This window comes from Mycobacterium innocens (assembly GCF_900566055.1).
Taxonomy (GTDB): domain Bacteria; phylum Actinomycetota; class Actinomycetes; order Mycobacteriales; family Mycobacteriaceae; genus Mycobacterium; species Mycobacterium innocens.
The window spans coordinates 1-26,891 of sequence record NZ_UPHQ01000263.1 but is presented as its reverse complement, the minus strand read 5'-3'; the positions used below and the strand labels follow the sequence as shown (position 1 = coordinate 26,891).

General features: G+C 67.0%; 24 protein-coding genes and 1 pseudogene. 15 read left to right on the top strand and 10 right to left on the bottom strand.

The genetic code is table 11. From position 1 onward, the window contains the following. Positions 1–9 precede the first annotated feature (9 nt). The gene (marP, locus tag EET03_RS25370; protein WP_099194279.1) at positions 10–1,203 is read left to right on the top strand and encodes an acid resistance serine protease MarP; all 1,194 of its coding nucleotides are present in this window, start codon (positions 10–12) and stop codon (positions 1,201–1,203) included. Here the strand turns inward: marP and EET03_RS25365 are convergent. Both EET03_RS25365 and EET03_RS25360 read right to left on the bottom strand, forming a co-directional pair. Then, a complete protein-coding gene (locus tag EET03_RS25365; protein WP_075542645.1) occupies positions 1,196–2,155 on the bottom strand; it encodes an alpha/beta fold hydrolase in 960 nt (319 codons plus the stop codon). The two genes, marP and EET03_RS25365, sit on opposite strands and share 8 nt — an antisense overlap. After that, positions 2,156–2,677: a phage holin family protein gene (locus EET03_RS25360; protein WP_075542646.1), complete on the bottom strand. Its 522-nt coding sequence runs from the start codon at positions 2,675–2,677 to the stop codon at positions 2,156–2,158. It lies immediately after the preceding gene. Between the two features lie 240 nt (positions 2,678–2,917). Between EET03_RS25360 and EET03_RS25355 the strand changes: the two genes are divergently transcribed. Both EET03_RS25355 and EET03_RS25350 read left to right on the top strand, forming a co-directional pair. Further along, positions 2,918–3,622 (top strand): chymotrypsin family serine protease, encoded by a 705-nt coding sequence (locus EET03_RS25355; RefSeq protein ID WP_075542647.1) that lies wholly within the window; start codon positions 2,918–2,920, stop codon positions 3,620–3,622. A gap of 815 nt (positions 3,623–4,437) precedes the next feature. Continuing rightward, complete coding sequence (locus tag EET03_RS25350; protein ID WP_075542648.1) at positions 4,438–8,916, top strand: non-ribosomal peptide synthetase; 4,479 nt, start codon at positions 4,438–4,440, stop codon at positions 8,914–8,916. A gap of 54 nt (positions 8,917–8,970) precedes the next feature. Here the strand turns inward: EET03_RS25350 and acs are convergent, their stop codons facing one another. From acs to EET03_RS25335, 3 genes are all read right to left on the bottom strand, one after another. Continuing rightward, positions 8,971–10,917: an acetate--CoA ligase gene (acs, locus tag EET03_RS25345; RefSeq protein ID WP_075542649.1), complete on the bottom strand. Its 1,947-nt coding sequence runs from the start codon at positions 10,915–10,917 to the stop codon at positions 8,971–8,973. 59 nt (positions 10,918–10,976) lie between these two features. Beyond that, positions 10,977–11,489, bottom strand: a complete 513-nt coding sequence (locus EET03_RS25340; protein ID WP_075542670.1) for a DUF4232 domain-containing protein — start codon at positions 11,487–11,489, stop codon at positions 10,977–10,979. Between the two features lie 98 nt (positions 11,490–11,587). Further along, a complete protein-coding gene (locus EET03_RS25335) occupies positions 11,588–12,001 on the bottom strand; it encodes a hypothetical protein (RefSeq protein WP_075542650.1) in 414 nt (137 codons plus the stop codon). Between the two features lie 141 nt (positions 12,002–12,142). On the opposite strand from EET03_RS25335, the gene EET03_RS25330 reads away from it, so the two are divergent. From EET03_RS25330 to EET03_RS25310, 5 genes are read left to right on the top strand one after another with little or no spacing between them, the layout of a single operon-like run. After that, on the top strand, positions 12,143–13,762 hold the full coding sequence (locus tag EET03_RS25330; protein ID WP_063469274.1) for a peptide ABC transporter substrate-binding protein: 1,620 nt from the start codon (positions 12,143–12,145) through the stop codon (positions 13,760–13,762). Position 13,763: 1 nt separating this feature from the next. Continuing rightward, positions 13,764–14,690 (top strand): ABC transporter permease, encoded by a 927-nt coding sequence (locus tag EET03_RS25325; RefSeq protein WP_075542651.1) that lies wholly within the window; start codon positions 13,764–13,766, stop codon positions 14,688–14,690. Continuing rightward, positions 14,656–15,546, top strand: a complete 891-nt coding sequence (locus tag EET03_RS25320; RefSeq protein ID WP_425271560.1) for an ABC transporter permease — start codon at positions 14,656–14,658, stop codon at positions 15,544–15,546. Before EET03_RS25325 ends, EET03_RS25320 begins: the two co-directional genes overlap by 35 nt. Then, positions 15,543–17,186 (top strand): dipeptide ABC transporter ATP-binding protein, encoded by a 1,644-nt coding sequence (locus tag EET03_RS25315; RefSeq protein WP_099194278.1) that lies wholly within the window; start codon positions 15,543–15,545, stop codon positions 17,184–17,186. The genes EET03_RS25320 and EET03_RS25315 overlap by 4 nt, the downstream gene beginning before the upstream one ends. Before the next feature lie 11 nt (positions 17,187–17,197). Continuing rightward, complete coding sequence (locus EET03_RS25310; protein ID WP_075542653.1) at positions 17,198–17,956, top strand: Fic family protein; 759 nt, start codon at positions 17,198–17,200, stop codon at positions 17,954–17,956. A gap of 485 nt (positions 17,957–18,441) precedes the next feature. On the opposite strand, the gene EET03_RS25300 is transcribed toward EET03_RS25310, so the two are convergent. Further along, positions 18,442–19,299 carry an HAD-IB family hydrolase gene (locus tag EET03_RS25300; RefSeq protein ID WP_063469270.1) on the bottom strand — a complete coding sequence of 286 codons (858 nt, stop codon included), beginning with the start codon at positions 19,297–19,299 and terminating at the stop codon, positions 18,442–18,444. 486 nt (positions 19,300–19,785) lie between these two features. Between EET03_RS25300 and ssd the strand changes: the two genes are divergently transcribed. The 7 genes from ssd (at position 19,786) to EET03_RS25265 (ending at position 24,249) form a co-directional block, all read left to right on the top strand. After that, positions 19,786–20,829 carry a septum site-determining protein Ssd gene (gene ssd, locus EET03_RS25295; protein WP_075542671.1) on the top strand — a complete coding sequence of 348 codons (1,044 nt, stop codon included), beginning with the start codon at positions 19,786–19,788 and terminating at the stop codon, positions 20,827–20,829. After that, a complete protein-coding gene (locus EET03_RS25290) occupies positions 20,826–21,992 on the top strand; it encodes a TadA family conjugal transfer-associated ATPase (RefSeq protein ID WP_075542654.1) in 1,167 nt (388 codons plus the stop codon). The genes ssd and EET03_RS25290 overlap by 4 nt, the downstream gene beginning before the upstream one ends. Beyond that, entirely contained in the window at positions 21,989–22,786 is a 798-nt protein-coding gene (locus tag EET03_RS25285) for a type II secretion system F family protein (protein WP_075542655.1), read from the top strand. The genes EET03_RS25290 and EET03_RS25285 overlap by 4 nt, the downstream gene beginning before the upstream one ends. Then, positions 22,783–23,373 (top strand): type II secretion system F family protein, encoded by a 591-nt coding sequence (locus tag EET03_RS25280; RefSeq protein ID WP_075542656.1) that lies wholly within the window; start codon positions 22,783–22,785, stop codon positions 23,371–23,373. The genes EET03_RS25285 and EET03_RS25280 overlap by 4 nt, the downstream gene beginning before the upstream one ends. A 57-nt stretch (positions 23,374–23,430) precedes the next feature. Further along, a complete protein-coding gene (locus EET03_RS25275) occupies positions 23,431–23,598 on the top strand; it encodes a DUF4244 domain-containing protein (RefSeq protein WP_081254740.1) in 168 nt (55 codons plus the stop codon). Between the two features lie 74 nt (positions 23,599–23,672). Next, positions 23,673–23,921: a TadE family type IV pilus minor pilin gene (locus tag EET03_RS25270; RefSeq protein WP_081254741.1), complete on the top strand. Its 249-nt coding sequence runs from the start codon at positions 23,673–23,675 to the stop codon at positions 23,919–23,921. A gap of 16 nt (positions 23,922–23,937) precedes the next feature. Then, positions 23,938–24,249 (top strand): Rv3654c family TadE-like protein, encoded by a 312-nt coding sequence (locus tag EET03_RS25265; RefSeq protein WP_075542657.1) that lies wholly within the window; start codon positions 23,938–23,940, stop codon positions 24,247–24,249. Positions 24,250–24,283: 34 nt separating this feature from the next. On the opposite strand, the gene EET03_RS25260 is transcribed toward EET03_RS25265, so the two are convergent. From EET03_RS25260 to EET03_RS25245, 4 genes and pseudogenes are all read right to left on the bottom strand, one after another. Further along, complete coding sequence (locus EET03_RS25260) at positions 24,284–24,811, bottom strand: PE family protein (RefSeq protein ID WP_075542658.1); 528 nt, start codon at positions 24,809–24,811, stop codon at positions 24,284–24,286. After that, entirely contained in the window at positions 24,792–25,205 is a 414-nt protein-coding gene (locus tag EET03_RS25255) for a PE family protein (protein WP_075542659.1), read from the bottom strand. Before EET03_RS25255 ends, EET03_RS25260 begins: the two co-directional genes overlap by 20 nt. A 167-nt stretch (positions 25,206–25,372) precedes the next feature. Further along, a complete protein-coding gene (locus EET03_RS25250; RefSeq protein ID WP_075542660.1) occupies positions 25,373–26,410 on the bottom strand; it encodes a PAS domain-containing protein in 1,038 nt (345 codons plus the stop codon). Between the two features lie 124 nt (positions 26,411–26,534). Next, positions 26,535–26,891 (bottom strand): annotated as a pseudogene (locus EET03_RS25245) (PE-PGRS family protein); the annotation flags it as partial.

Below are 26,891 nucleotides of genomic sequence, written 5' to 3'. Positions count from 1 at the left end.
ATGAATGCCATGACCCCGTCACAATGGCTCGATATCGCGGTGTTGGCGGTCGCCTTCATCGCGGCGATCTCGGGCTGGCGGTCCGGTGCGCTGGGCTCGATGCTGTCGTTTGCCGGCGTGCTGCTGGGCGCGATCGCCGGGGTGCTGCTGGCGCCCCACATCGTCGCCCACATCGCCGCCCCCCGGGCCAAGCTGTTCACCGCGCTGTTTCTGATCCTGGGACTGGTCGTGGTCGGCGAAGTCGCGGGTGTGGTGCTGGGACGGGCCGTGCGCGGCGCAATCCGCAACCGGCCGGTCCGGGTGATCGACTCGGTCATCGGGGTGGCGGTGCAGCTGGTCGTGGTGCTGACGGCGGCGTGGCTGCTGGCGACGCCGCTGACCCAGTCGAAGGATCAGCCGGAGTTGGCGGCGGCGGTTCGCGGGTCACGGGTCCTCGCCGAGGTCAACGAGGTGGCACCCACCTGGCTCAAGACGGTGCCCAAGCGGCTTTCGGCGCTGCTGAACACCTCGGGCCTGCCGCAAGTGCTGGAGCCGTTCAGCCGCACCCCGGTCATTCCGGTCGCCTCGCCGGATCCCGCGCTGGCCGACAACCCGGTGGTGACGGCCACCGCGCCGAGCGTGCTCAAGATCCGTAGCCTGGCGCCCAGCTGCCAGAAGGTGCTGGAGGGCAGCGGCTTCGTGGTTGCCCCCGAGCGCGTGATGACCAACGCTCACGTGGTCGCCGGGTCCAACAGTGTGCAGGTGTACGCGAGCGGCAAACCCCTGGACGCGACCGTGGTGTCCTACGACCCTTCGGTCGACATCGCGATCCTGGCCGTCCCGCACCTGCCGCCGCCGCCGCTGGTGTTCGCCCAAGAGGAAGCCAGAACGGGCACCAGCGTCGTGGTGCTGGGCTACCCCGGCGGCGGCAACTTCACCGCGACGCCGGCCCGGATTCGCGAGGCCATCAAACTCAGTGGTCCCGACATCTACCGCAACCCCCAGCCGGTCACCCGCGACGTCTACACCATCAGAGCCAACGTGGAGCAGGGTGACTCGGGCGGGCCGTTGATCGACCTCAACGGTCAGGTGCTCGGCGTGGTGTTCGGCGCGGCCGTCGACGACCCGGACACCGGGTTCGTGCTGACCGCCGGAGAGGTGGCCAGTCAGCTGGAAAAGATCGGGGCCACCCTGCGCGTCGGCACCGGGGCGTGCGTCAGCTGAGCCGGTGCACCTGATCGAGGAACCGCGCCAGCTGCCGGTTGACCTCCTCGGGCGCCTCTTCATGGCTGAAATGTCCAGCGCCGGCAACGGATACGTAGCGTCCGTGCGGTGCGTAACGGTGGGTGCGCTCGACCGGATCGGCCAGCACGTAGGGATCGGCGTCGCCGCGTAGGTGCAGCAACGGCACGCCGAGTTGCCGGCGCATCGACTTCATGAAGCGCCGGCCTTCGCCGCGCAGCTGACTGCGCACCGCCCAACGCTGATACTCCAGCGCGGAGTGCGCGGCAGCCGGAATCCGGATGGCCTGCCGCAGATAGCCGATGGTCTGCGAAAAGTCTTCGGAGGCAACCCACTTGGCGCTGCTGCGAATACGCACCAGGCGCTCCATTTCGGCCGCGTCATGCCGGGTCAGTAGGCGCTCGGGCCATAGCGGCACTTGGTAGCGCAGCAATGTCGGCAACAGCGCGCGGCCCTGGTCTCGCCTGGTCAGGGTGGATCGTCGCAGCGCGGCCGGGTGCGGTGAGCTGATCAGCGCGATGGACCGCACCAGCCGCGAGTGCAGCAGCGCGGTGGTCCAGCAGGCGAGCCCGCCGTCGGCGTGACCGACCAGCGTCGCCGAGGAGTGTCCCAGCGCGCGGATCAATCCGGCCGTGTCACCGGCCAGGGTCCAGCCGTCGTAGCCGCGGGGCGGTTTGTCGCTGCCGCCGTAGCCGCGCCGGTCGACCGCGACCACCCGGGCACTCGTGAGCCCGCGCAGCTGGTGACGCCACGACCACCAGAACGAACCGAACCCATGCAACAGCATCACCAGGGGCCGTGCCATGGCCGGCGCGGCCGCGTCCGGGTCGGCCGGAATGGCCTCGACGACATGGAACCGGATGCCGTTGGCGTGCACGTCCAGATGCCGCCATGGCCCGTCGATGCGGGTCATCGACGGATCTGGTGCCGGCACTTACCAACCCGACGGATCGGTGGGCGTCTTGCCCTCGGGCGCCGCCTCCGGGCGGGTCACGGCCGGGGTCTTGTCGTGGCCCGGCATGAGCGCGGTGCGGGTCTCCTTGACCGACTCGATGGTCTGCCGTGGTCCCCGGATCCGGCGGACCTTGAGGAAACCCAACAGGGCGAGCACGACGGTGGTCACCACCATGAGGGCGAACACGATCAGGAACGCCACCCAGCGCCACAGCCACTCGTCGAGCAGCTCGGCGAGGAAGAAGAACAGGAAGAAGGTCGAGTAGAACAGCACCACCAGCGCGGCGATGAAAAATACGCTGCCGGTCAGACCCTTCTTGACGTCGCGAGTGATCTCCGCGCGGGCCAGTTCGACCTCGGCCCGCACCAGCGTCGACATCTGGGTGGTCGCGTCTTTGATCAGGTCGCCGATCGACGGTTCACCGGGCCGGGCGTGCGGATCGGCCAACGGAATCGTAGTCAGCGTGCTGGGCACACCGGTCTGGCGATCAGGTTTGCTCACAGACGATCCTCTCGCTTTGACGGGCCACGGTTTCGCGGAAGTCGCGGTTTATGTTGCCATGCGCTTCGGTGCCGGACGAGGCCAGCCGAAGACCGTGAGTTACCGGGCGGTTTCAACCTATTAAATTGACGGTCAGCGGCCGCACCTAACCGCATCGGACGATCATCTACACTGGCGCATCTGTCCTTGATGTCCGGTGATGTCCTTGGCAGATCTCCAACCACCGACGGGAGTACCACTTTGCAGACGGCACACCGCCGCTTCACCGCGGCGACCGTGGCGGTGTTCCTGGCTGTTGGGTTTCTTCCCGCGGGCACCGGCACCGCGGCTGCCGAGGACAAGGTTCCGTTGGGTGGCGGTTCGGGCATCGTCGTCAACGGGGGGACGTTGTGCACGTTGACGACCATCGGCCACGACAAGAACGGTGACCTCATCGGATTCAGTTCCGCGCACTGCGGTGGTCCGGGCGCGCCCGTCGCCGCCGAAGGTGCGGAGGCCAAAGGCATCGTGGGCACCATGGTCGCCGGCAACGACACCCTCGACTACGCGGTGATCAAGTTCGATCCGGCCAAGGTGACGCCGGTGGCCGACTTCAACGGCTTTGCGATCAACGGCATCGGTCCCGATCCGACGTTCGGCCAGATCGCCTGCAAACAAGGACGATCCACGGGCAACTCGTGCGGGGTCACCTGGGGTCCGGGGCAGGACCCGGGCACCATCCTGATGCAGGTCTGCGGCGGCCCCGGGGATTCCGGGGCGCCGGTCACGGTCGACAACCTGCTTGTCGGGATGATCCACGGCGCCTTCAGCGAGAGCCTGCCCAGCTGCGTCACCAAATACATTCCGCTGCATACGCCGGCGGTGGTGATGTCGATCAACGCGGACCTGGCCGATATCAACGCCAAGAACCGGCCGGGCTCGGACTTCGTCCCGATCGCGGGCTGAGCTATTCGCTATTTCGCGGCTTGAAGCCGCTGATGTGATGACCCGGATTCCGCCGCTTCCGAACGGGTGTGGGTCCCCCGGAACGACAATAGAGTCTCATCCGCCTGAAGTCAGGCGGATGAGACCCTACCGGTTTGTCGACGAGGTCAGTCGATAACAGTGTCGGCATGGAAAGAGAAAGAGGGAGCCGTGTAGGCGCCCTCGGTCTCGCAGAACAGCAGTTCATGTGCCATGTGGTTGCTCTCCTTCAGTCAGAGTGAAGAACTATCGGCGGCTCTTCCCATCCTCTGGCGCAGAGCTTGCCAGTTGTCGGGAAACGGAACATCCCCCGAACGGTTGCCGATTAGGGGGAATGTCTACCCAACGGCCTGGAGGATGCGATGTCCCCCGATCGGGGGACATGCCAGGGCCGCGACCGCCGTTTGGCCCGGCCGCTTGCGAAGCACCTCCGCCGAGCCCATAGTCATCGCCGGCTCCGAGAATGCCGGATTCCACCCAGCGCTTGCCCGAGCCGTCAATGCGTCAATGCGAATGAAGCGGTTCGGCGGCTAAACTTCTACCGCGGCGATGTCGGGCGTGCTGAGCACACGTGTTGTATCCATAAACTTGGAGCAAATTCGGATATGTCGGTTGCGATGATCTAGGTGGAAAGCAAATGGCATGGGTCTGGGTCAGTGCCGGGGCTCTTCGCGGGACATGCCCTGCGTTGATTTGTCGAAGCTGTCGGCCAGCAGAAAGATTAGGTGTCGCATTTCGGTCGACACCGGGAAGCGGAGCGGTCGCCAGCTCGCCATTCGGCGACATGCCGGTACCTGATGCGTGAGTCCACCAGCCTGCAGAACGGGATGCCGGCTGAGGACCAGCCGCTCGCGCTAACCCGTGGGCAGCTTGAGATATGGCTTTCGCAGGAGACGAATGGCTCGGGAATACCGTGGCAGGCGAGCCTTTTCGTAGTGATCGGTGGCGTCGTCGAGCCAAGCCTGGTCGAGCGCGCGGTCCGACAGGCGGTCGCCGAGTGCGAGCCGCTGCGAGCCGGAATTTTCGAGGTGGACGGACATGTGTATCAGAAGCTTGCGGACTATCCAGCTGCCGCGGTCCCCTTCTTCGACCTGAGCAGTTCGGGGGATCCGGTTCAGGAAACGTACCAGCTGGCCTCGTCAATGCAGCGCGAGCCCATGGCGTGGACTGAGCCATTATTCCGATTTGCGTTATTCCGCACTAGTCCGAATCAATTTTACTTGTTTGTCTGTCTGCATCACATCATTGTTGACGGATTTAGTTCTGTGATGTTCGTCAGTCGAGTTGCGACGATCTACTCGGCCATCGCGTCCGGGGTCGCGGCTCCGGAATGCTCTTTCGGTACGCTGCGCGATCTTGTCAGTACCGAATTAGCGTACGAGGCGTCCAGAAGGTATCGAGAAGACCTGCGGTTCTGGAAAGAGAACCTTCCGCCACACCGCCAGCCGGTGAACTATCGGTGCGCGGATGCCGGTGACGGGGACGATGATTACTTCGCGTCGGCGCCGGTGGCACTGGACGCTCAGGCCGTGCAGAGAATCGACAATCTGTCGCAGACTTTAGGCGTCAGCCGACGGTCGGTCATCGCGGCGGTGTGTGGACTCCTGGTACAGAGCTGGGACCACAGCGGACCCGAGGTAGTACTCGATTTCCCGGTAGCCAGACGCACCAGCGAAAAGTTGAAGACGATCCCGGGGATGCTGGCCGGGGTGGTTCCGCTGAGGTTGACGACACCGCCAACCTCTTCCGTTGCCGATCTGTGCATCCAGGCGGATTCACAGATACGCCAAGTCGTTCGGCATCAACGGTTCCCGGTGCAAACCCTCAGCGGCCCGCTTCGTGGAGTTGCGCTGAATTTCTTTCCGTCCACGACGGTCCCGCAATTCGGCGATGCGCCGGCTTCGCTGGTGTATACCAACTTCGGCCGTGGGGATCGGTTCGGGTTGTTCTTCATGAAAGAGGGCAACCGGCCGTTTCTCAGCACCGCAGGCCCCGGCGCGCCGTCGCCAGATTTTGAGGGCGCCGCTATGGCCGACAGACTGGGGCGGCTGGTTACCCTCATCGCCGCCGATCCGGGACGGCGGTTGTCATCGATCGATCTGCTCGACCAATGCGCGGACCGCCACATTCATGCCTGGAGCAATCATGCTGCGCTGACGATCCCGGCTGCTCCCGGTCCCTCGATTCCAGCGCTGTTTGCCGCCCAAGCGGCGCGGACAGCCGATGCCGTCGCCGTGACATCCGCAGACTGTGTATTGACCTACCGGCAACTCGACACGGCCAGCAACCGACTTGCGTCTCGGTTAGCCGGCCGCGGGATAGGCCCCGGTGATGTGGTGGCGGTGCTGCTGCCACGCAGCGGCCGCGCCATCGTGGCAATCCTGGCAGTCCTCAAAGTGGGAGCCGCCTACCTGCCCATCGACCCGGATCACCCCCGCTCCCGCGTCGCTTTCCTGCTCGAGGACACCACACCACTGGCCGTTCTGACCGCTGGTGACCTGACCACCCTTGTGGACAGCCATGACGTCGCGGTCATCGACGTCGACGCCCCCGCTATCGCCGCCGGCGCCGGAACCCCGCTCCCAGCCCCTGACGCTGACGAAATCGCCTATGTGCTTTACACTTCCGGCACTACGGGGACGCCCAAAGGGGTGTCGATCACCCATCGCAATATCGTCCAGCTCGTCACCTCGGCTACGCCACTCAGCGCCCAAGCCGAACCGACGGTGACGCAATGCCATTCCTATGCTTTCGATTTTTCCGTGTGGGAAATCTGGAGCGCACTGTTACACGGCGGGCGCCTGCTGGTGGTAGGTGAAGACGTAACTCGCTGCCCCAACGACTTTCACGCTCTGCTGGTGGCGGAAAATGTCACCGTACTAACCCAGACGCCCTCAGCGGTTGCGGCCTTGTCGACGGACGGGCTGACCGGTACGACACTCGTGGTTGGCGGTGAAACGTGCACCGCCGAAGTGGTGGACCGCTGGGCGCCCGACCGGGTGATGGTTAATGCCTACGGCCCAACCGAATCCGCCGTCTGTGTCTGCATCAGCACACCACTGACTGCCGGTTCCGGGGTGGCACCCATCGGACGGCCGCTGCGAGGGACCGCGCTGTTTGTATTGGACCCGTGGCTACGGCAAGTGCCCACCGGGGTGGTGGGGGAATTATATGTTGCGGGAAGCCAAGTGGGGCTTGGGTATTGGCGGCGCCCCGGGTTGACGGCGTCACGGTTTGTGGCGTGCCCATTCGGCGGGACGGCAGCGGCGGGAAGCCGTATGTACCGCACCGGCGATCTGGCTTGTTGGGGCGCTGATGGCCAACTGCACTACAAGGGTCGCTCCGACGAACAGGTGAAGATCCGCGGCTACCGCATCGAGCCTGCCGAGATCGTCACTGCGCTAGCGCAGTCACCCGGAGTGGAGCATGCGGTCGTCATCGCACGCGAAGACCGTGTCGGCGAGAAACGGCTGGTGGGCTATATCACCGGCGCGGCCGACCCGAACGTAGTCCGCGGCGGGCTGAAAGACCGCCTGCCCCATTACATGGTTCCGGCAGCCATCATGACGCTCAGGCAGTTGCCGGTAACAGTCAACGGGAAACTCGACGTGGCCGCGCTGCCCATTCCCGACTACACCGCTCCCGGGTACCAGGCGCCGACGACACCGGTGGAGGAAATCGTGGCCGGAATCTACGCGGGGGTCCTCGGCCTGGAACGCGTCGGCACAGACCAATCATTCTTCGACCTGGGCGGTGATTCGTTGCTGGCGATGCGAGTGGTTGCAGCAGTCAACACCGCTCTGGGCGCAGACCTGTCCGTGCGGGTGTTGTTCGATGCCCCGACCGTCGCCGAACTGACGCCGCATATCAGGGCCGGATCGGCTGCGTCGCTGCGTCTGGTGGCGGTTGAGCGGCCCGAGAAGGTGCCCTTATCCCTTGCCCAGCAACGCATGTGGACCGTCATCCAGTCGCAGGGCCCGTCGGCTGTGTTCAACATCCCCTGGGTGTCCGAGTTACACGGCACGCTCAACACGGAGGCATTGCGACAAGCCGTAGCCGATGTGGTGAGTCGTCACGAACCCTTGCGCACCGTTTATCCCGCCGTAGACGGCAAACCGCATCAGGTCGTATTGCCGGTCGAGGAGGCGCGCTTGTGCTGGGAAGTCGTCGATGCCACCGGGTGGACGCCGGATCGGCTCCGCGAAGTTGTTGCCGCCCAAGCCTGCCACCACTTTGACATCGCCGCTGAGATGCCGCTACGAACCCGGCTGTATCGCTTGGCCGACGACCAACACGTGTTGGTTCTTGTGCTGCACCATATCGCCGCTGACGGCTGGTCACTGGCCCCGCTGGCGGCCGATCTCAGCCTGGCCTATAGCAGTCGATGTGCCGGGCAGATCCCCTCCTGGGAACCGTTGCCCATCCAATACATCGATTTCACCCTGTGGCAACGCGCATACCTGGGTGATCCGGAGGATCCCGACAGCATGATCGGCGCGGACCTTCGCTACTGGGAGAAAACGCTTGCGGGTATGCCCCCGCCTCTCGAGTTGTCGCCGGGCCAGCGCGGGGCTATTTCATACGACAATCGCGGCGATACGGTCGCTGCGCAGTGGCCGGCCGCATTGCACCGCCAGATCACGCAACTGGCCCGAGAGCACCGCGCCACCAGCTTCATGGTCGTCCAAGCTGCCTTGACCGCCCTGCTGGCCTTACTGACCGGCCGCAGTGACATCGCTATGGGCATCGTGGTCGCCGGGCGCGGCCACCCGGCGCTCGATGATTTGGTCGGCATCTTCGTCAACATCATGTTGCTGCGCACCGAGGTGACCGGTGACCTCGACTTCGCACACTTGCTGGACCAGGTGCGCACGCGCGGGCTGGAAGCGTTCGACCACCAGGACATGCCCTATGGAGTTCTCGTCGAGCGGATCAACGCCGCTCGCTCGGCACCCCCGGGGCCGCTGACTCAAGTCGTGCTGGCCTGGCAGAACAACACGCCCGCCGAGCTGGTATTGGGCGAGTTGGACATCAGCCCAGTTTCGGTGCACACGAAAACCGCGCGAATGAATTTCTTGTTGTCGCTTACCGAACAATTCACCGATACCGGTGAGCCCGCCGGGATCAGCGGGGTGGTTGAATATCGCACCGCTCTCTTCAGCCCTACGGTTATCGAAACCATCATCGGGCAGTTGGAAATGCTACTCACGCTGGTGACGGCCCACCCACAGCGGCGGTTGTCGTCAATCACCGAACTCGAGCTCGCATCCGGCTAAAGCTAAAGCTAAAACCGCGGCAGCTTGGTGGCCAACTCTTCGCGAGGCTAGGAGCTATTTCGCGGCCCGGATCGCGTCGAACACGCTGGGATCCAACAGCGTCGACGTGTCACCCAGTTCCCGGTTTTCGGCGACGTCGCGCAGCAGCCGGCGCATGATTTTGCCGCTGCGGGTCTTGGGGAGTTCCGGCACCACATGGACCTCGCGGGGCCGGGCGATCGGCGAGATCTCCCGGGCCACTTCGGAGCGCAATTCTTCGACCGTCCCGTCGTGCGGTTCGTAGTTGGCCCGGAGCACGACGAACGCGCAGATGGCCTGGGTGGTGGTCTCGTCGGTGACCCCGACCACGGCCGCCTCGGCCACCCCGGAATGACCGACGAGCGCCGATTCCACCTCGGCGGTGGAGATGCGGTGCCCGGACACGTTCATCACGTCGTCGATGCGGCCCAGGATCCAGATCGCGCCGTCGGGATCGATGCGCGCGCCGTCCCCGGCGAAGTAATAGCCCTTGTCGGCGAATTTCGACCAGTAGGCGTAGTGGTAGCGCGCGGGATCACCCCAGATGCCGCGCAGCATCGACGGCCACGGCTGGTCCAAAACGAGATAACCGGTGACGTGCTCGTCGCCTTCGGTGTCCGGGCCCAGCGGATCGCCGTGGTCGTCGACGATCTTGGCCGAGATGCCGGGCAGCGGGGTCATAGCCGACCCGGGCTTGGCCGCGGCGACACCGGGAAGCGGCGAGATCATCGACGAGCCGGTCTCGGTCTGCCACCAGGTGTCCACGACCGGTGTGCGTCCGGCGCCGATCACTTCGCGGTACCAGCGCCACGCCTCGGGATTGATCGGTTCGCCGACCGAGCCGAGCAGCCGCAGGCTGGACAGGTCGTGCGAGTCGGGGATCTCGCGGCCCCATTTCATGAACGTCCGGATCAGTGTCGGGGCGGTGTAATAGATTGTGACACCGTATCTTTCGATGATCTGGAAGTGCCGGTGTTCGTCGGGTGTGTTGGGGGTGCCCTCGTAAAGCACCTCGGTGACCCCGGCGGACAGCGGTCCGTAGACGCCGTAGGTGTGGCCGGTGACCCAGCCGATGTCGGCGGTGCACCAGAACACGTCGGTTTGCCGCTTGACGTCGAAAATGGTGTGCATCGTGTAGCAGCTCTGGGTCAGATAGCCGCCGCTGGTATGCAGGATGCCCTTAGGCTTGCCGGTGGTGCCCGACGTGTAGAGCAGGAACAGCGGCTGCTCGGAGTCGAACGCTTCCGGCGTGTGTTCGGCTGCGGCCGGGTCGACGACGTGGTGCCACCACAGGTCGCGATCGTCGTTCCAGGCCACGTCAATTCCGGTGCGGCGCACCACCACAACGTGTTCGATCGGGCTGTCGGGGTCGTTGACCGCCTCGTCGGCGGCGTCTTTCAGCGGCATCGGCTTGCCGCGCCGGTACTGTCCGTCGGTGGTGATCAGCACCTTGGCCTGGGCATCGGCGATCCGGGCGCGTAGTGCGTGTGCGGTGAAACCGCCGAAGACGACGGTGTGCATGATGCCCAGCCGAGCGCAGGCCAGCATGGCGATCACGGCCTCGGGGACCAACGGCATGTAGATGGCGACCCGGTCGCCGGCGACCAGGCCGAGGCCGGTGAGCGCGTTGGCCGTCTTGCACACCTGGGTCATCAGCTCCGAATAGGTCAGGGTGCGTCGGTGACCGGTGGGTTCGCCCTCCCAGTGGATGGCGACTCGGTCACCGTGGCCGGCTTCGACGTGGCGGTCCAGGCAGTTGTAGGCGACATTGAGTTTGCCGCCGACGAACCACTTGGCGAACGGCGCATCCGACCAGTCCAGCACCTCGGTGAACGGCGTCGCCCAGGACACCAGGTCGGCCTGCTTGGCCCAAAAGCCAAGGCGGTCTTCCTCGGCCTCGCGGTACAAGTCCTCGCGGGCGTTCGCCTGTTCGACGAAGTGTTGCGGCGGCGGGTAGGCGGACGGGACGTCAGTCTCGGTCACTCTGCCGAGCCTAGCGCTGCGCGAATGTGACCGGCCCGGCCGAGGCTGTCCGGCCAAGGCTAAGCCGACTCACCGGGTTGCGGTGCTGCCTCGGTGATGGGGTGCACCTGCAATTGGCAGGCGTCGATGGTGGCCGGCACGGTGAACACCACTGGGGTGTCGGGCGGGTTGACGAGCAGGTCGGTGTAGGTGGGGCAGTGGTTGCCGCCGGCGTCGACGGCGATACTCTCCACGATGGTCTGCGCCCGTTGCGACAGCGACACGGTGACCGCGGGCGGCACAGTGACACTGGCCGGCAAGCCGCCCATGTACCCGCGCAGCGTGGGCCGGGCATGAATGAGGGGCCCGCCGGCGCCCGAGTCGACGCCGGGGTAGCCGGTGAGCGTGCACGGCACCGCGCCGCCCGCAAGGCTGAATATCAGGTTCAGCGCGCGGTGGCCCACGGCGGCCTGGGTCGCCGAGGCGGTCACGGCGATGCGCTCCGCCCGGCACGGCGTCGGTTCGTCGTTGCTGTCAACCGGCGCGGCCCACGCGGCTGGGCCCGGCCTGGTCCCGGCCCAACTTGCGGCCATCGCGAAGATGGCGATCACTCGGCGGGCACATCGCCGCGGCGGGCGCCCCTGAGGTGCGTGCACGACGGTGATTATCCGGGAAAGGTACCTCGACTACCTCAAATCACACGATTCGGTGGCCGGCCCGCCCGCCACGTCGCTTGCCGATCACCGTCAGTGGCTGGCTCATCGGTCATCGGTGAGGCGAGAAGCCCGGTGCCCGAATCCAATTCCGCGCCGCGGGACCCGTCGGACGTTCTCGGACCGGCGCTGGCCAGGCGTCCGAAGATCGCCAGCACACCCAACGTCAGCAACACCGTGCCGATGACGATCAGCGTGGTACCCGGCGATCTGCCCCGGTTTGGCGACGACGGTTGGGGCGGCCGTCGAACACCGGGCTGCGGACGACCGCGCGAGCGTTGCTTCAACCCGACGATCAGCAAGATCCATCCCACCGTGGGAACGACGAGTGCCGCCATCAAGTACGCCGCCTGAAAGGCCCCGCCGTGCGCGGCGAGAGATGTGACGGTCATCCGCGGGATTCTAGGATGTCGGGGCTCGTCCCGGCGCATTGGACGTCGAACCCGAAGGGCACTGCCGGCTTTCCGACGCGCGCAACCTCGGCGTCCGGGCCCAGCATGATTGGCGGGGCCGCACGCTTTAGGGTCGCTGTCATGCTGCGCGCCGCGCTGGCCTGGCTGGCCTCAGTAGCCTCTGTGCTGCTGGTGGCCGCTTGCGTGACGGCGTGCGGCGGCGGCCTGCTGAGCCCCGAGGTGGTGTTGGTCAACGGCGGGGAGCCGCCCAACCCGCTGATTCCGACCGGCACCAACGACAGCAACGGCGGGCGCATCCTTGATCGGCTGTTCGCCGGCCTGATGTCCGACGACGCCAGCGGCAAGCCGTCGCCGGAGGTTGCCCAGTCCATCGAATCCGCCGACAACGTCAACTACCGAATCGTTCTCAAACCCGGCTGGAAGTTCACCGACGGCTCATCGGTTACGGCCCACTCGTTCGTCGACGCCTGGAATTACGGCGCCTTGGCCGCCAATGCCCAACTGCAGCAGCAGTTTTTCAGCCCGATCGACGGATACGACGAGGTGGCTGCCGGCGACGCGAAGCGGACCACCATGTCCGGGTTGCGGGTGGTCAACGACCTCGAGTTCAGCGTGCGGCTCAAGGCGCCGACCGTCGACTTCGTGTTGCGACTGGGCCACAGTTCGTTCTATCCGCTGCCCGACGCAGCGTTTCGGGATATGGCGGCGTTCGGCCGCAACCCGATCGGCAACGGGCCCTACAAGTTGGACAACACTGCCGATGGTCCGGCGTGGGAACACAACGTCAAGATCGATCTGGTGCCCAACCCCGACTATCACGGCAACCGGCAACCGCGAAACAAGGGTTTGCGGTTCGAGTTCTACGCCAACCTCGACACCGCCTATTCGGACCTGCTGTCCGGCAATCTCGATGTGCTGGACACGATTCCGTCGAGCGCCCTGACCATCTACCGGCGCGACCTGGGTGACCATGCCACCAGCGGGCCGGCTGCGGTCAACCAGTCCCTGGACACGCCGTTACGGCTGCCGCACTTCGGCGGCGAGGAGGGCCGGCTGCGTCGCCTGGCGTTGTCGGCGGCCATCAACCGCCCGCAGATCTGTCAGCAAATCTTCAATGGAACCCGCAGCCCGGCCCGCGATTTCACCGCCCGCTCACTGCCGGGATTCGACCCGAATATCCCGGGTAACGAGGTGTTGGATTTCAATCCCGGACGGGCCCGCCAACTTTGGGCCCAAGCCGACGCAATTTCGCCGTGGAGCGGCCGATACGCCATCGCCTACAATGCCGACAGCGGCCACCAGGAGTGGGTCGACGCGGTGGCCAACAGCATCAAGAACGTACTGGGCATCGACGCCGTCGGCGCCCCGCAGCCAACGTTCGCGGGATTTCGCAGCCAGATCACCAACCGCACCATCAACTCCGCATTCCGCGCCGGCTGGCAAGGGGACTATCCCTCGATGATCGAGTTTCTCGCGCCGCTGCACACCACCGGCGCCGGCTCCAATGACGTCGGCTACTCCAGCGGCGAATTCGACGCGGCGCTGGCCAGGGCCGAGGCCGCGCCCACCCTGCGCGAGGCCGACCTGCTGGTCAACGACGCACAGCGAATCCTGTTCCGCGATATGCCCGTTGTTCCGTTGTGGGACAATATCGCCGTCGTGGGGTGGTCGACCGAGGTCAGCAATGTGCGCGTCACCTGGAACGGTCTGCCCGACTACGAGAACATCGTCAAGGCCTGACATGGGTTGGTACCTGGTGCGGCGGATCGCGGCGATGGTGCCGGTGTTCCTCGGCGCGACGCTGCTGATCTACGCCATGGTGTTCCTGCTGCCGGGTGACCCACTCGCCGCGATGGCCGGTGACCGGCCGCTGACTCCCGCCGTGGCCGCGCAGCTGCGCGCCCGCTATCACCTCGACGACCCGTTCCTGGTGCAGTACCTGTGCTACCTGGGCGGTCTGCTGCATGGCGATTTAGGCCGCGCCTATTCCGGTCTGCCGGTTAGTTCCGTTCTGGCGCATGCTTTTCCGGTCACCATCAGACTGGCGTTGATCGCGTTGGTGGTCGAGGCGGTGCTGGGTATCGGCTTCGGTGTGATCGCGGGCCTGCGCCAAGGCGGGCTGTTCGACGCCTCGGTGCTGATCACCGGGCTCGTCATCATCGCGGTCCCGATATTCGTGCTCGGCTTTCTCGCGCAGTTCCTGTTCGGCGTAAAGCTGGGGCTGGTGCCGGTGACGGTAGGGGGGCGGGCGACGTTCGGCCGGCTGTTGTTGCCCGGGATCGTGTTGGGTGCGGTGTCTTTCGCCTATGTGGTGCGGCTGACCCGTTCGGCGGTGGCCGCCAACGCCGACGCGGATTACGTTCGCACCGCCACCGCCAAGGGGCTGTCGCGGCCACGGGTGGTGGCGGTGCACATCTTGCGCAACTCGTTGATCCCGGTGGTGACGTTCCTCGGCGCGGATTTGGGTGCGCTGATGGGCGGAGCCATTGTGACCGAAGGCATCTTCAACATCCACGGCGTCGGCGGCGTGCTGTATCAGGCGGTCACCAGACAGGAAGCACCCACGGTGGTGTCGATCGTGACGGTGCTGGTGGTCATCTATCTGATCACCAATCTGGTGGTCGACCTGCTGTATGCCGCCCTGGACCCACGGATCCGATATGGCTGAGCCCGGCCGTTTTTGGCTCGACAGCTGGCGCCGGTTGCGCCGGCGGCCGAAGTTCGTCGTCGCCGCCGCCCTGATCCTGCTCATTCTCGTCGTTGCGGCGTTTCCGGGTTTGTTCACCGGGGCCGACCCGACCTACGCCGATCCCAGTCAGAGCATGCTTGCGCCCTCGGCGGCGCACTGGTTCGGCACCGATCTGCAAGGCCATGACATCTACGCGCGCACCGTCTACGGAGCGCGGGCATCGGTGATGGTGGGAATGGGCGCCACCGTCGCGGTATTCGTCGTGGGCACAGCGCTGGGTGCGCTGGCCGGCTTCTACGGCGGCTGGCTGGACGCGGTGATCTCGCGGATCACCGACGTGTTCTTCGGATTACCGTTGCTGCTGGCCGCGATCGTGCTCATGCAGGTCATGCATCACCGCACGGTGTGGACGGTGATTGCCATCCTGGCGCTGTTCGGTTGGCCCCAGATCGCCAGAGTGGCCCGAGCTTCGGTGCTCGAGGTACGCGGCAGCGACTATGTACTCGCCGCTAAGGCATTGGGGCTGAGTCGGTTTCAGACCCTGTTGCGGCACGCGCTGCCGAATGCGATCGGCCCGGTGATCGCGGTGGCTACCGTCGCGCTGGGCATCTTCATTGTCACCGAGGCCACGCTGTCCTACCTTGGGGTCGGACTGCCGACGTCGGTGGTGTCGTGGGGCGGCGATATCAATGTCGCGCAGATGCGGCTGCGGGCGGGCTCGCCCATCCTGTTCTATCCGGCCGGTGCACTGGGGATTACGGTGCTGGCTTTCATGATGATGGGCGACGCGCTGCGGGACGCCCTGGACCCGGCCTCGCGAGCGTGGCGGGCATGAGCGCCGGCGGACCGCCGTTGTTGTCGGTGGAGGGTTTGGAAGTCAGCTTCGGCGCGGACGAGCCGGTGCTGCACGGCATCGACTTGACCGTCCTGCGCGGTCAAACCGTGGCGGTGGTAGGCGAATCGGGATCGGGCAAGTCCACTCTGGCCGCGGCGATCCTGGGACTGCTGGCGCCCGGTGGGCGAATCACCTCCGGCCGCATCCTTTTCGACGGGCGTGACCTCACGTCGTCCGACCGGCGGGTCATGCGGACCATCCGGGGCCGGGAGATCGGCTACGTCCCCCAAGACCCGATGACCAACCTCAATCCGGTCTGGAAGGTCGGCTTCCAGATCCGGGAAGCGTTGCGGGTCAATATCGCTGGACGCGATGCACGGCGGCAGGCGGTGGAGCTGCTCGGCGAGGCCGGCATGCCGGATCCGGCCAGGCAGGCCGGGCGTTATCCGCACCAGTTGTCCGGCGGCATGTGTCAGCGGGCGTTGATCGCCATCGGGTTGGCCGGGCGGCCGCGGCTGCTGATCGCGGACGAGCCGACGTCCGCGCTGGACGTGACCGTGCAGCGTCAGGTCCTCGACCATCTACAGCGACTCACCACCGAACTGGGCACCGCGTTGCTGCTGATCACCCACGATCTGGCCCTGGCAGCCGAGCGGGCCGAGTCCGTGGTGGTCGTCAACCGCGGGGTGGTGGCGGAATCTGGTGCAGCACAAGAGCTGCTGCGTGACCCGCAGCACGAGTACACCCGGCGGCTGGTGGCCGCCGCTCCGTCGCTGACGGCGCGACGGCCGGCACCGAACCGGCCGCGGCTCCAGCCGCAGCTCCGGCCGCAGCCGGCCGGGCAAGACGACATCGTCGTCGTCTCGGAGCTGACCAAGACCTACGCCCAGGTGCGGGGCGTGCCCTGGCGGCGAGCGGAGTTCCGTGCCGTCGACTCGGTGTCGTTTCGGCTGCGGCGGGGAAGCACGTTGGCAGTCGTCGGCGAATCCGGATCCGGCAAATCCACCCTGGCGCGCATGGTGCTCGGTCTGCTGCAGCCGACGTCGGGCACGGTGGTTTTCGACGGCGAGGACATCGACGGGCTGGACCGGGCCCGCGCGTTCGCATTTCGCCGGCGGGTGCAGCCGGTGTTCCAGAACCCCTACAGCAGCCTGGATCCCCGGTATTCGGTGTTTCGCTGCATCGAGGAACCGTTGCGCATCCACCGGCTCGGGGACCGCAGCGGGCGCCGGCAGGCGGTGCGCGAGCTGGTCGACCAGGTGGCGCTGCCGTCGTCGGTACTGGACCGGCTGCCCCGGGAGCTGTCGGGCGGTCAGCGCCAACGGGTCGCGATCGCCCGGGCGTTAGCCCTGCGGCCCGAGGTGCTGGTGTGCGACGAGGCCGTCTCGGCGCTGGACGTGCTGGTGCAAGCCCAGATCCTGGATCTGCTGGCTCAGCTGCAAGCTGACCTGGGTTTGACCTACCTGTTCATCAGCCACGATCTGGCCGTCATCCGGCAGATCTCCGATGACGTGCTGGTGATGCGCACCGGCCGGGTGGTCGAGCACGCCACCACCGAAGAGGTCTTCGCCCGGCCACGCCACGAATACACCCGTCAGTTGCTGGAGGCCATTCCCGGGGCCGGGGCGGCGTCCCGTTAGGTTGGGAACCTGTGACGGGTGACCCGCTGGTTGCGTTGATGGAGTTGCCCGGCGTCGCCGACGCCAGCGACCGCGCCCGTGCGGCGCTGGGCCGCGCCCACCGGCACCGGGCCAACCTGCGGGGGTGGCCGGTGACCGCCGCCGAGGCGGCGCTGCGGGCGGCGCGGGCTTCCTCGGTGCTGGACGGGAGTCCGGCCCGGCTGGACGACCTGGCCGAGGCCGGTGCGGTCGGCGATCCCGTCTTCGGGGGAGCGCTGCGGGTGGCGCAGGCGCTGGAGGGCGGCGGGGGCCAGCTGGTCGGTGTGTGGCAGAAGGCGCCGCTGCAGGCACTGGCCCGCCTGCACACCTTGGCGGCCGCCGGGCTGGTCGACGACGACATGTTGGGTCGTCCACGGGCCGACTCCGCGATCGGGCCTCGGCTGGAGTTGCTGGCAGACGTGATGACTCGTCCCACGCGGGCGTCGGCGCCGGTGGTCGCCTCGGTCGCGCATGGAGAACTGTTGACGCTCAAGCCCTTTGGCCATGCCGATGGCGTGGTGGCGCGCGCGGTGTCACGGCTGGTGACGATCGCCACGGGACTGGACCCGCACGGACTCGGGGTGCCGGAGGTGAGTTGGATGCGGCAACCCGCGAGCTACCGTGACACCGCGCGCAGATTCGCCGAGGGCACGCCCGACGGTGTGGCGGCCTGGCTCGTGCTGTGTTGCCGGGCGCTGACGGCTGGGGCGCAAGAGGCACTATCGATCGCCGAGGCATTGCCGCGCAGATAGCTGGCGGGACTACACGGGACTACAAAAGCAAATTGTTCGCAGAAATGCGAAGCGGGCGGCGACCGAAGGATTCGAATCGCCGCCCGCCAACACGGTTCTCGGTTACCAAGCGTGCATTTCGGGGCTGCGTGGGTTGGCCTCGGCGCTTTTGCGACACTTTCGGCTGCAGCCCCACCCAAAGGACCGTCGCTACCGTCTGCACTTCGCAATTACGCAGGCCCGCAACACTTCTGCCATTATCGCGGCTATGACTCCGCGTGGGTGCCGGGAACCGTGCTGGGTGCCCGGGTCGGGAGAACGAACCTTCTCTTCCGGATCGACCTTGGCCTCACCGGGCTTCCGTGACTCCATTTGTACTACTAGACCCTGACCACAGCAAGGCCTAATTGCGTGAAAATTCTGTGACAACTTTTGATTGTGGCCCAAGGTGTTTGCTACCGAGACGATTGGTGAAACTGGGACACCAGTGCCGCATCGTCGCGGGGTCAAAAAGCGAAGCGGCGCAGCAGCGCGTAGCTGACAGCTCCGGCGGCCAGCGCACTGACTCCCACCGCGGCAGTGGTGGCGATCGCTGCCCCCGACGGTGCCGGGATACGGTCGCGCAGGGACACCGGCCGGGAGAAGGACAACACCTGCCAACCGCGTTCGATGGCTAGTTTTCGTAAGCCGCGATCGGGGTTGACCACCGAGGGGTGGCCCACGGCCTCGAGCATCGGCAGGTCGGTGATCGAGTCGGAGTAGGCGTAGCAGTGTTCCAGCGGGTAGCCCTCGCGGGAGGCCAACTCGCGGATCGCCTGCACCTTGCCCTCGCCGTAGCAGTAGAACGCGACCTCACCGGTGTACTTACCGTCTTCCACGACCATCCGGGTGGCCATCGCATGAGTGGCACCCAGAGCGCGGGCGATCGGCGCCACGATCTCCTCGCCCGAGGCGGAGACCACCACGACGTCACGGCCGCACAGCTTGTGGGCGGCGATGAGGTCGGCGGCTTCGGCGAAGACCAGGGGAGTGACGATGTCGTGCAGCGTCTCGTTGACGATCGACTTCACCTGCTCCACGTCCCAACCGGTGCACATGTTGGTCATGTGGATACGCATCCGGTCCATCTGGTCGTGGTCGGCGCCGGAGAGCAGGAAGATGAACTGCGCATAGCTGGACTTGAGCACGGCACGGCGGTTCAGCAGCCCCTGCGCGAAGAAGGGTTTGCTGAACGCCAGTGTGCTGGACTTGGCGATGATGGTCTTGTCCAGGTCGAAGAAAGCGGCGGTGCGCGCCTGTGGGGGCGGCGCGTCGGCTGACCGGGGTGAGGTTTGCTGCTGGGCGGCCGGGTCGGGGACGGTCACCAATCCAGCATAGGTTGGCGCCCGGGCAGGCCGTGATCTTGTGTCCGAAGGGCTCAATAACAACAAGTGTTGTCGCTTTGGCCGCCACGTTTACACGGCTCAGGCCGGTTTTTTTCGCTTGTGCAATTACTTGCGTGAATGCCATCTGGCATGTGTATAGTAAGCATTACTCGGCCCTGAGCCGAGGGTGCATCAGCCCGACCCCCCGGGGCTGAAGCACGACGACCTCCGCCTCCTCCCCCCCTGGCGGGGGTCGTCCCTTTTCTGGGGCAAAATCCACGTAACGCAGCCTTGAGCCCGGCTCGCCACACGTTGCGGAGATCTTCGCGAAGCCTCGCCATCCGAGTCCGATGTGAGCCGGCGGCCGGCCGTAATTTTGCACAGCTGCGTCTCTATCCACAGATTGCACCGTGGGACTGGTGTCCAACACCGGCGGCCCCGCAGGGTAGGGGAGTGACCCAATCCCTTGGTCCTGGAGTGCTGGCGATGTTGACCGCCGGTGAACTGCGCGACGAGTTGGACCGGATCGCCGCAGCCGTGGGTGTGCGGGTCGTTCACAGCGGTTCGGTGACCAGAAAGACCTGGTCCGCGGCGGCCGCAGTGGTACTCGACCAGGCGGCGGCCGAGCGTTGCGGCTGGATTGCCCTGCCGCGGCGTGCCCACGTCTCGGTGCTGACCCGCGGCGAACCTGTCACCGCGACCTGGACGGCGGCCATCGCCGTCGGCGCCGAGCGGGTGCTGCGGATGCCAGACCAAGAACACGAACTGATCCGCGAACTCGCCGACGCCGCCGCATCGGCGCGCGACGAGGGCATCCGCGGGAAAGTCGTCGCCGTCATCGGAGGCTGTGGGGGTGCCGGGGCCTCGCTGTTCGCGGTCGCCTTGGCCCACAGTGCCGCCCAGGCACTGCTGGTGGACCTCGATCCGTGGGGAGGCGGCATCGATCTGCTGGTCGGCGGCGAATCGGCACCCGGCGTGCGCTGGCCCGACCTGGCTTTACAGGGTGGCCGGCTGAATTGGTCGGCCGTATATGAGGCCTTGCCGCGACATCGGGGGATCAGCATGCTCTCGGGCACCCGGCGCGGTTGCGAGTTGAATGCCGCACCGGTGGAAGCGGTCGTCGACGCCGGCCGGCGCGGCGGAGTCACCGTGGTCTGCGACCTGCCCCGCCGGATGACCGACGCCAGCCACGCCGCAATGGACTCCGCGGACCTCGTCGTCCTCGTCTGCCCCGGCGATGTCCGGGCCTGCGCGGCCACCGCCGCAATCGTTTCGGTGCTGACCGCGATCAACCCCAACCTGGGGCTGGTCGTGCGCGGGCCGTCACCCGGGGGATTGCGAGCAGCGGAGGTCGCCGACATCGCCGGCGTCCCCCTGCTGGCGTCGATGAGAGCCCAGCCGCGCCTCGCCGGGCAACTGGAACACGGTGGCCTTCGATTGCGACGGCGATCGGCGCTGGCCGCGGCGGCCCGTCGGGTCCTGGCGGCGTTGGGGCATCCGCGGGGCGGGCTGAATGGCAGGGCCGCGTGACCGGATCGCTGATCGAACGGGTCCGCGAGCGGCTGGCCACCGAGTCCGCGCCGCTGCGTCCCAACGTGGTCGCCGCGGCGATCCGCGCCGAATCCGGCGGGATGCTCGGTGACACCGAGGTGCTCGCCAACCTTCGAGTGCTGCAGACCGAACTGACCGGTGCCGGCATTCTCGAGCCCCTGCTATGCGCCGACGGCACCACCGATGTCCTGGTCACGGCGCCCGACGCGGTGTGGGTTGACAATGGAAACGGTCTGCGGCGCAGTGAGATTCGGTTCACCGACGAGGCGGCGGTGCGGCGATTGGCGCAACGGCTGGCGGTGGCCGCGGGTCGGCGGCTCGACGACGCGCAACCATGGGTGGACGGGCAGCTGAGCGGGATCGGCGCCGCCGGGTTGACGGTACGCCTGCACGCGGTGCTGCCGCCCGTGGCGGCCGAGGGCACCTGCTTGTCACTGCGGGTGCTGCGGCCCACCACGCAAGATCTGACGGCGCTGGCCGCCGCAGGCGCGATATCGCCGCAGGCCGCCGATCTGGTCGCCCAGATCATCGCCGCACGCCTGGCGTTCCTGGTGTCTGGGGGCACCGGCGCCGGAAAAACAACCCTGCTGGCTGCCATGCTGGGCGCCGTCTCCGGCGCCGAGCGGATCGTCTGTGTCGAAGACGCCGCCGAGCTGGCTCCCCGGCACCCGCACCTGGTCAAGCTCGTCGCCCGGTGCGCGAACGTCGAAGGTGCCGGTGAGGTCACGATGCGCCAACTCGTCCGGCAGGCACTTCGGATGCGGCCCGACCGCATCGTCGTCGGCGAGGTCAGGGGAGCCGAGGTGGTGGACCTGCTGGCCGCCTTGAACACCGGCCACGACGGAGGCGCAGGCACCGTGCATGCCAACAACCCCGGCGAGGTTCCCGCCCGGTTGGAGGCGTTGGGCGCGCTCGGCGGCCTGGACCGTGCGGCGTTGCATAGCCAGCTCGCCGCGGCGGTCCAGGTGCTGCTGCACGTCACGCGCGATCAGGCGGGTCGACGCTGGCTGACTGAGATCGCCGTACTGCGCCGAACCGACAGCGGCCTGGTCCAGGCGGTGCCGGCGTGGCATGCCGAATGCGGAATGACCGACGGCGCAGCCGATTTGCGCAGCTTGTTACAAAGCCGGATGGCAGCATGAACGGCCTCGCGGTGGCGTCGCTGACGTTGGCTTCGGCGCTTGTGGTCGCACCGTCGTCGCCGCGGCGGTGGCAAGCCGTTCGTCCCCGTCGTCGACAAGATCCGCTGCGAGCAGGGTGGGTTCTCTGGGTCGGCGGCGGTGTCTTTGTGGGCGCCGTCGTGGTGTTGCCGTTGACGACCATCCTGGCTGTCGCGGTGCTGGGCACCACGGCGACCCTGCGTTACCGTCGTCACCGTCGCGGTCGGTGCGCCACCAGGGAAGCGAAGTCGCTGGAAGCAGCTCTGGATGTGCTGGTCGGCGAATTGCGGGTGGGCATCCATCCGGTGCGGGCGTTCGGCACCGCCGCCGACGAAGCCGAGGGTGCGGTTGCCGCATCCATGCGCGCCGTGGCGGCGCGGGCCCGACTGGGTGCGGACGTCGCGGGCGGCTTGCGCGCGGCGGCCCGGATGTCGGCTCTGCCCACGCACTGGGAGCGACTCGCCGGGTACTGGCAACTGGCCAGCGATCATGGCCTGGCCATCGCCACCTTGATGCGCGCTGCCCAACGCGACATTGTTGAGCGGCAACGCTTTTCGGCAAGCGTGGCATCGGGGCTGGCCGGAGCGCGCGCCACCGCGAATATTCTGTCCGGCCTGCCCCTGTTCGGGGTGTTGCTAGGTCAGCTGATCGGGGCGCGGCCGGTGAGCTTCCTGCTTAACGGGCATGCGGGCGGATGGCTGTTGATGGTTGGTGTTGTGCTGGTCTGCGCGGGACTGTTGTGGTCGGACCGGATTACGGATCGAGTGGCGCCATGAGTACCGCGGCAGTGTTGCTGGCCGCGGCGTTGTTGGCCGGAGTGGGCCCGACGGTCGTTCGGGCCCGCGCGGGGATGCCGTCTCGCGCGCCTCGGATGCCGCCGCGCCCGGCGCAAGACCGGGATCCGCTGGCCTTCTCGTCCAGCCTGGACGTGCTGGCGGTGTGCCTGGCCGCAGGCATGGCGGTGTCGGCCGCCGCGGCGGCGACGACCCCCTCGGCGCCGCCGCGACTGGCGCAGCTGTTGTCCCGCGCCGCCGACTTGTTGACGTTAGGGGCCGACCCGTCGGTCGCCTGGTCGCTACCGCCGGACTTGCCGCCCGGCTCCGCCGACGCGCATCTCGATGCGCTGCTGCGGCTGGCGCGGCGTTCGGCGTCCTCGGGTGCCGCGCTGGCCGACGGCGTCGCCGCACTGGCCGCGCAGTCCCGCCACGACGCCGCGCACCAGGCCACCGCCGCCGCCCAACGCGCCGGGGTACTGATCGCCGGTCCGCTGGGGCTGTGCTTTCTGCCGGCGTTCGTGTGCCTGGGCCTTGTCCCCGTGGTGGCCGGGTTGGCCGGACAAGTACTTGACTCGGGTCTGATGTGAAGTCGCAACGAAAGGAATGCATTGGTGGCCAACATATTTCAGGTGATCGCGGCACGCATGGCGCTGCTGGTGACCGACGAGTCCGGCATGTCGACCGTCGAATACGCCATCGGGACCATCGCCGCGGCTGCATTCGGCGCGATCCTCTACACCGTTGTCACCGGCGACTCGGTGGTGTCGGCGCTGAACCACATCATCGGTCGCGCGCTGAGCACCAAGGCTTAGCGTCGAGTGCCGGGTCGAGCACTGTCGAAGCGGCTCTGGCCATCGCTACCTTGGTCGTGGTGCTGGTGCTGTGCATGGCCGGTCTCACGGCGGTGTCGATGCAGTTGCGCTGTATCGACGCCGCCCGCGAGGCCGCTCGACTGGCCGCGCGCGGGGACCAACGGTCGGCTGTCGACGTTGCTCGGCGAATCGCTCCGCCGGCGGCGCAGATCGAGGTGCGCCGGGACGGCGAATTCCTTGTCGCCTCGGTTGTCGCTCGGTCAAAGCTATTGCCTACCTTGGATATTGCAGCCAAGGCGGTGGCGGCTGCGGAGCCGCGATGACGGTGGCTCGGCCACGGTGCTCGCGGTCGCGATGGTGGGCGTGCTGCTGTGGGTCGCCGGGGCGGGTGCCTACCTGGGCTCGGTGGCGGTGGCTCGGCATCGTGCCCAGGCGGCCGCCGACCTGGCCGCGCTGGCGGCGGCCGCGCGGTTACCGGATGGCGGCCCGGCGGCCTGCGCGCGGGCAACGGCCGTGGCGCAGGCGATGGGGGTGGGCGCTGCCGCCTGTGCGGCACGGGACCTCGATGTGGTGATCACCGTCGAGGTTCCGGTAGCTTTCGCCGGCGTGGCGCGGGCCGCCGCAAGGGCGGGGCCGGTCGGCGGCAAGTGAGTCGCGGTGCGGCGCAGACTGTTGGCCCGCTACGTCAACTCGTCCATGCCGTTAGCGCTGAACAGTCGCCGCCGGCTCCGCCGGTGCCCGCAAGGCCGATCTGGGTGCCCGTCCCGGCGTTGCCGCCGTTGCCGCCGCTACCGATCAGCCGGGCATTGCCGCCGCTACCGATCAGCCGGGCATTACCGTCGTTACCGTCGTTACCGTCATTACCGCCGTTGCCGCCGTTGCCGCCGGTGCTGCCCGTGGTCAACGTGCCGCCACCGGTGGAAGCGTTGAGCGTATTCAGCAGATTCTGCAGCGGTGACGCACTGGCGGCCTCAGCACCGGCATAATCGTCCGCGGCTGCCGACAAGGCGCGGACGAACTGCTCGTGAAAGGTCGCGGCTCGAGCGCTCAGCGTCTGATACACCCGGGCGTGACCGCAGAATACCTCGGCGATGGCCACCGACACCTCGTCGGCTCCCGCTGCTGCGACTCTGGTGGTGGCCGCTGTTGCCGCGGCGGTGGCGGCGCTGATTGTCGAGTTGATACTCGCCAATTCAGTGGCGGCCGCTGCCATCAACTTCGGGGTCTTGGCCGGTACCGGGCGCTCCGTTGATACCGTTGCCGAACAGCGGGCGCCCCAACAACACCTGGGCAGGCGAGTTGACGATATTCAGCAGAGTCTGATCGGCATCGGCTTCCGCGCCGGCATATGATGCCGCACCGGCCGCCAAGGTTTGGGCAAACTGGCTATGGAACTCCGCCGCTTGTGCGCTCAGCACCTGATAGGTCTCGCCGTGCGATCCGAATAATGCGGCGACGGCAACTGACACCTCGTCCTCGGCTGCGGCCAGCAACCCAGTGGTCCGGACCGCTGCAGCGGCGTTCGCGGTGCATAGCGACGAACCGAGATGCGACACCTCGGCCGCGGCCGCCGCGAGCATCTCCGGAGCCGCATTCACGAACGACATTTCGTGCCTCCCATGAACCGTAGGGTATCGGGCACGGATCGCGGCCGGACCGCTTTGACGTCCAGAACGAAAGACGTTCTCCCGTTTGGCAATAAGAAGTTGAACGTGGCTGCCGTTTCGATGGTCCGGGGCTCGTGCAGGCCGGATCGCCAACACCTTGGTGACGGTCAGGTCGAGTCGCGCACGGCCGTCGGCAATCCGGCGTCGGCGAGTTCGGCAGCGGTGGGCAACCGCAATGAGATCAAGCCGGCGAAGGTCTCCGGCTCCAGTTCTATCCGGTTGACAGTGACGTGCACCGGCACCCAATCGGTGTGATAGCCGGGAAGCCGCAGCACGCCGCTGGTGGCTCCGTTAGCGAATTCCGTTGTCATCGCGGCGATGAGCTCCTGGTCGTCGGGATGCACGCGCGGCTTGTCGGGCTCGTTTGCCCGCCAGTCGTAGAACGGGCACGGCTCGTCGAGCCACTTCAACAGGGTCCAGGTGTTCAGGTCGACCAGCGCCCGGTGGACCCCGGCCTGCGCGAGTCCGTCGAGAATCTTCTGTGCCAGGTCGTCGACCGGCACCAGCGGGCCTTTGAGTTCGGCCCGCCAGTTAATCGCTCGTGCGACCAGGTGGTCGCGGCCGTCCGGCCCCGGCTCCAGCGCGCTGCGCGCGGTGAAACCCAACTTGATGGGGTTTCCCTGCCAGTCGGTGAGATCCCAAGTGCTGCAAAGTGTTTGGCCAGGCTCAGGCTTGACCACCATGGCCAGCACCCGGGTTTCGTTCGAACTGAGTTCGCGCGACGGCAGGTCCTCGGCGAAAGCCCTGCCGTAGGTGACCTCGACGTCGGGATTCTTGCCACTGTTGATCAGCGACTCGCGGGTGTCGGTGGCCACCCCCAGGGTCAGGTCCCACTTCAGCGGGCCCGGGATAGGTCGCTCCGGCGGTTCCGCATCGGCGGGACCGATCCACACCTGCACACCGTGCACCCGGCCGTCCGACATCACAACGGGTTCGGTGCAGATGACACGATCGCTCTTGGGCGTAATGCTGCTGAGGCTCTGACCGGTCTGCAGCGACTCGGCGATCGCCGTGCGGACGGCCGAGAGATGGGGACTGCGGCGCAGGAACGTGGTGATCGGAACCAGATTCTTGAGCTGACGCCCCTGGGCGACGACGGCCGGTTCGTCCCCCAGCGTTTCCACGAGCAGCCAGTCGTGGGTCATAGGCGCAGTCTACTGACCGCGCATCCAGATACCGCGGCGGGTAGCCGCTGATCGCCGGAATCTTGTTGCGGCGACGGCAGATACGTGCGCCAACGATGGGTCTTGGCCAGGCGCCCGGCGCCGTTCAGGGCAGTCCGTTCAGTCCGTCTAGGCCGATCAGTGTTCCGCCGGTGCCCGCCTTGCCGCCGGTGCCGTTATTGCCAATCCCCACACTGGCGCCGCCATTGCCACCATTGCCGCCGTTTCCGATCAGCTGCGCGTTGCCGCCGTTGCCGCCGTCGCCGGCGTCGAACTCGCTATCGGCGCCTCCCCCGCCGTTGCCGCCGTTGCCGACCAGGCCGGCGTTGCCGCCGCTGCCGTAGAACATGCCGCCGTTGCCGCCGTTGCCGACCAGGCCGGCGTTGCCGCCGTTGCCGCCGTTGCCGGCGGCGCTGACGCTGCCGTAGAACATGCCGCCGTTACCGCCGTTGCCGCCGACGAT

What these genes read in the sequence shown, in the direction of transcription:
- EET03_RS25315 (WP_099194278.1), top strand. Translation starts at nt 15,543, where the DNA reads ATGAGCGCCGGCGGACCGCCGTTGTTGTCGGTGGAGGGTTTGGAAGTC.
- EET03_RS25280 (WP_075542656.1), top strand. Translation starts at nt 22,783, where the DNA reads ATGAGTACCGCGGCAGTGTTGCTGGCCGCGGCGTTGTTGGCCGGAGTG.
- EET03_RS25320 (WP_425271560.1), top strand. Translation starts at nt 14,656, where the DNA reads ATGCCGCCCTGGACCCACGGATCCGATATGGCTGAGCCCGGCCGTTTT.
- EET03_RS25255 (WP_075542659.1), bottom strand. Translation starts at nt 25,205, where the DNA reads ATGTCGTTCGTGAATGCGGCTCCGGAGATGCTCGCGGCGGCCGCGGCC.
- EET03_RS25340 (WP_075542670.1), bottom strand. Translation starts at nt 11,489, where the DNA reads ATGGCCGCAAGTTGGGCCGGGACCAGGCCGGGCCCAGCCGCGTGGGCC.
- EET03_RS25250 (WP_075542660.1), bottom strand. Translation starts at nt 26,410, where the DNA reads ATGACCCACGACTGGCTGCTCGTGGAAACGCTGGGGGACGAACCGGCC.
- EET03_RS25330 (WP_063469274.1), top strand. Translation starts at nt 12,143, where the DNA reads ATGCTGCGCGCCGCGCTGGCCTGGCTGGCCTCAGTAGCCTCTGTGCTG.
- EET03_RS25270 (WP_081254741.1), top strand. Translation starts at nt 23,673, where the DNA reads ATGGCCGGTCTCACGGCGGTGTCGATGCAGTTGCGCTGTATCGACGCC.
- EET03_RS25335 (WP_075542650.1), bottom strand. Translation starts at nt 12,001, where the DNA reads ATGACCGTCACATCTCTCGCCGCGCACGGCGGGGCCTTTCAGGCGGCG.
- EET03_RS25275 (WP_081254740.1), top strand. Translation starts at nt 23,431, where the DNA reads ATGGCGCTGCTGGTGACCGACGAGTCCGGCATGTCGACCGTCGAATAC.
- EET03_RS25285 (WP_075542655.1), top strand. Translation starts at nt 21,989, where the DNA reads ATGAACGGCCTCGCGGTGGCGTCGCTGACGTTGGCTTCGGCGCTTGTG.
- marP (WP_099194279.1), top strand. Translation starts at nt 10, where the DNA reads ATGACCCCGTCACAATGGCTCGATATCGCGGTGTTGGCGGTCGCCTTC.
- EET03_RS25260 (WP_075542658.1), bottom strand. Translation starts at nt 24,811, where the DNA reads ATGGCAGCGGCCGCCACTGAATTGGCGAGTATCAACTCGACAATCAGC.
- ssd (WP_075542671.1), top strand. Translation starts at nt 19,786, where the DNA reads ATGTTGACCGCCGGTGAACTGCGCGACGAGTTGGACCGGATCGCCGCA.
- EET03_RS25350 (WP_075542648.1), top strand. Translation starts at nt 4,438, where the DNA reads ATGCGTGAGTCCACCAGCCTGCAGAACGGGATGCCGGCTGAGGACCAG.
- EET03_RS25325 (WP_075542651.1), top strand. Translation starts at nt 13,764, where the DNA reads ATGGGTTGGTACCTGGTGCGGCGGATCGCGGCGATGGTGCCGGTGTTC.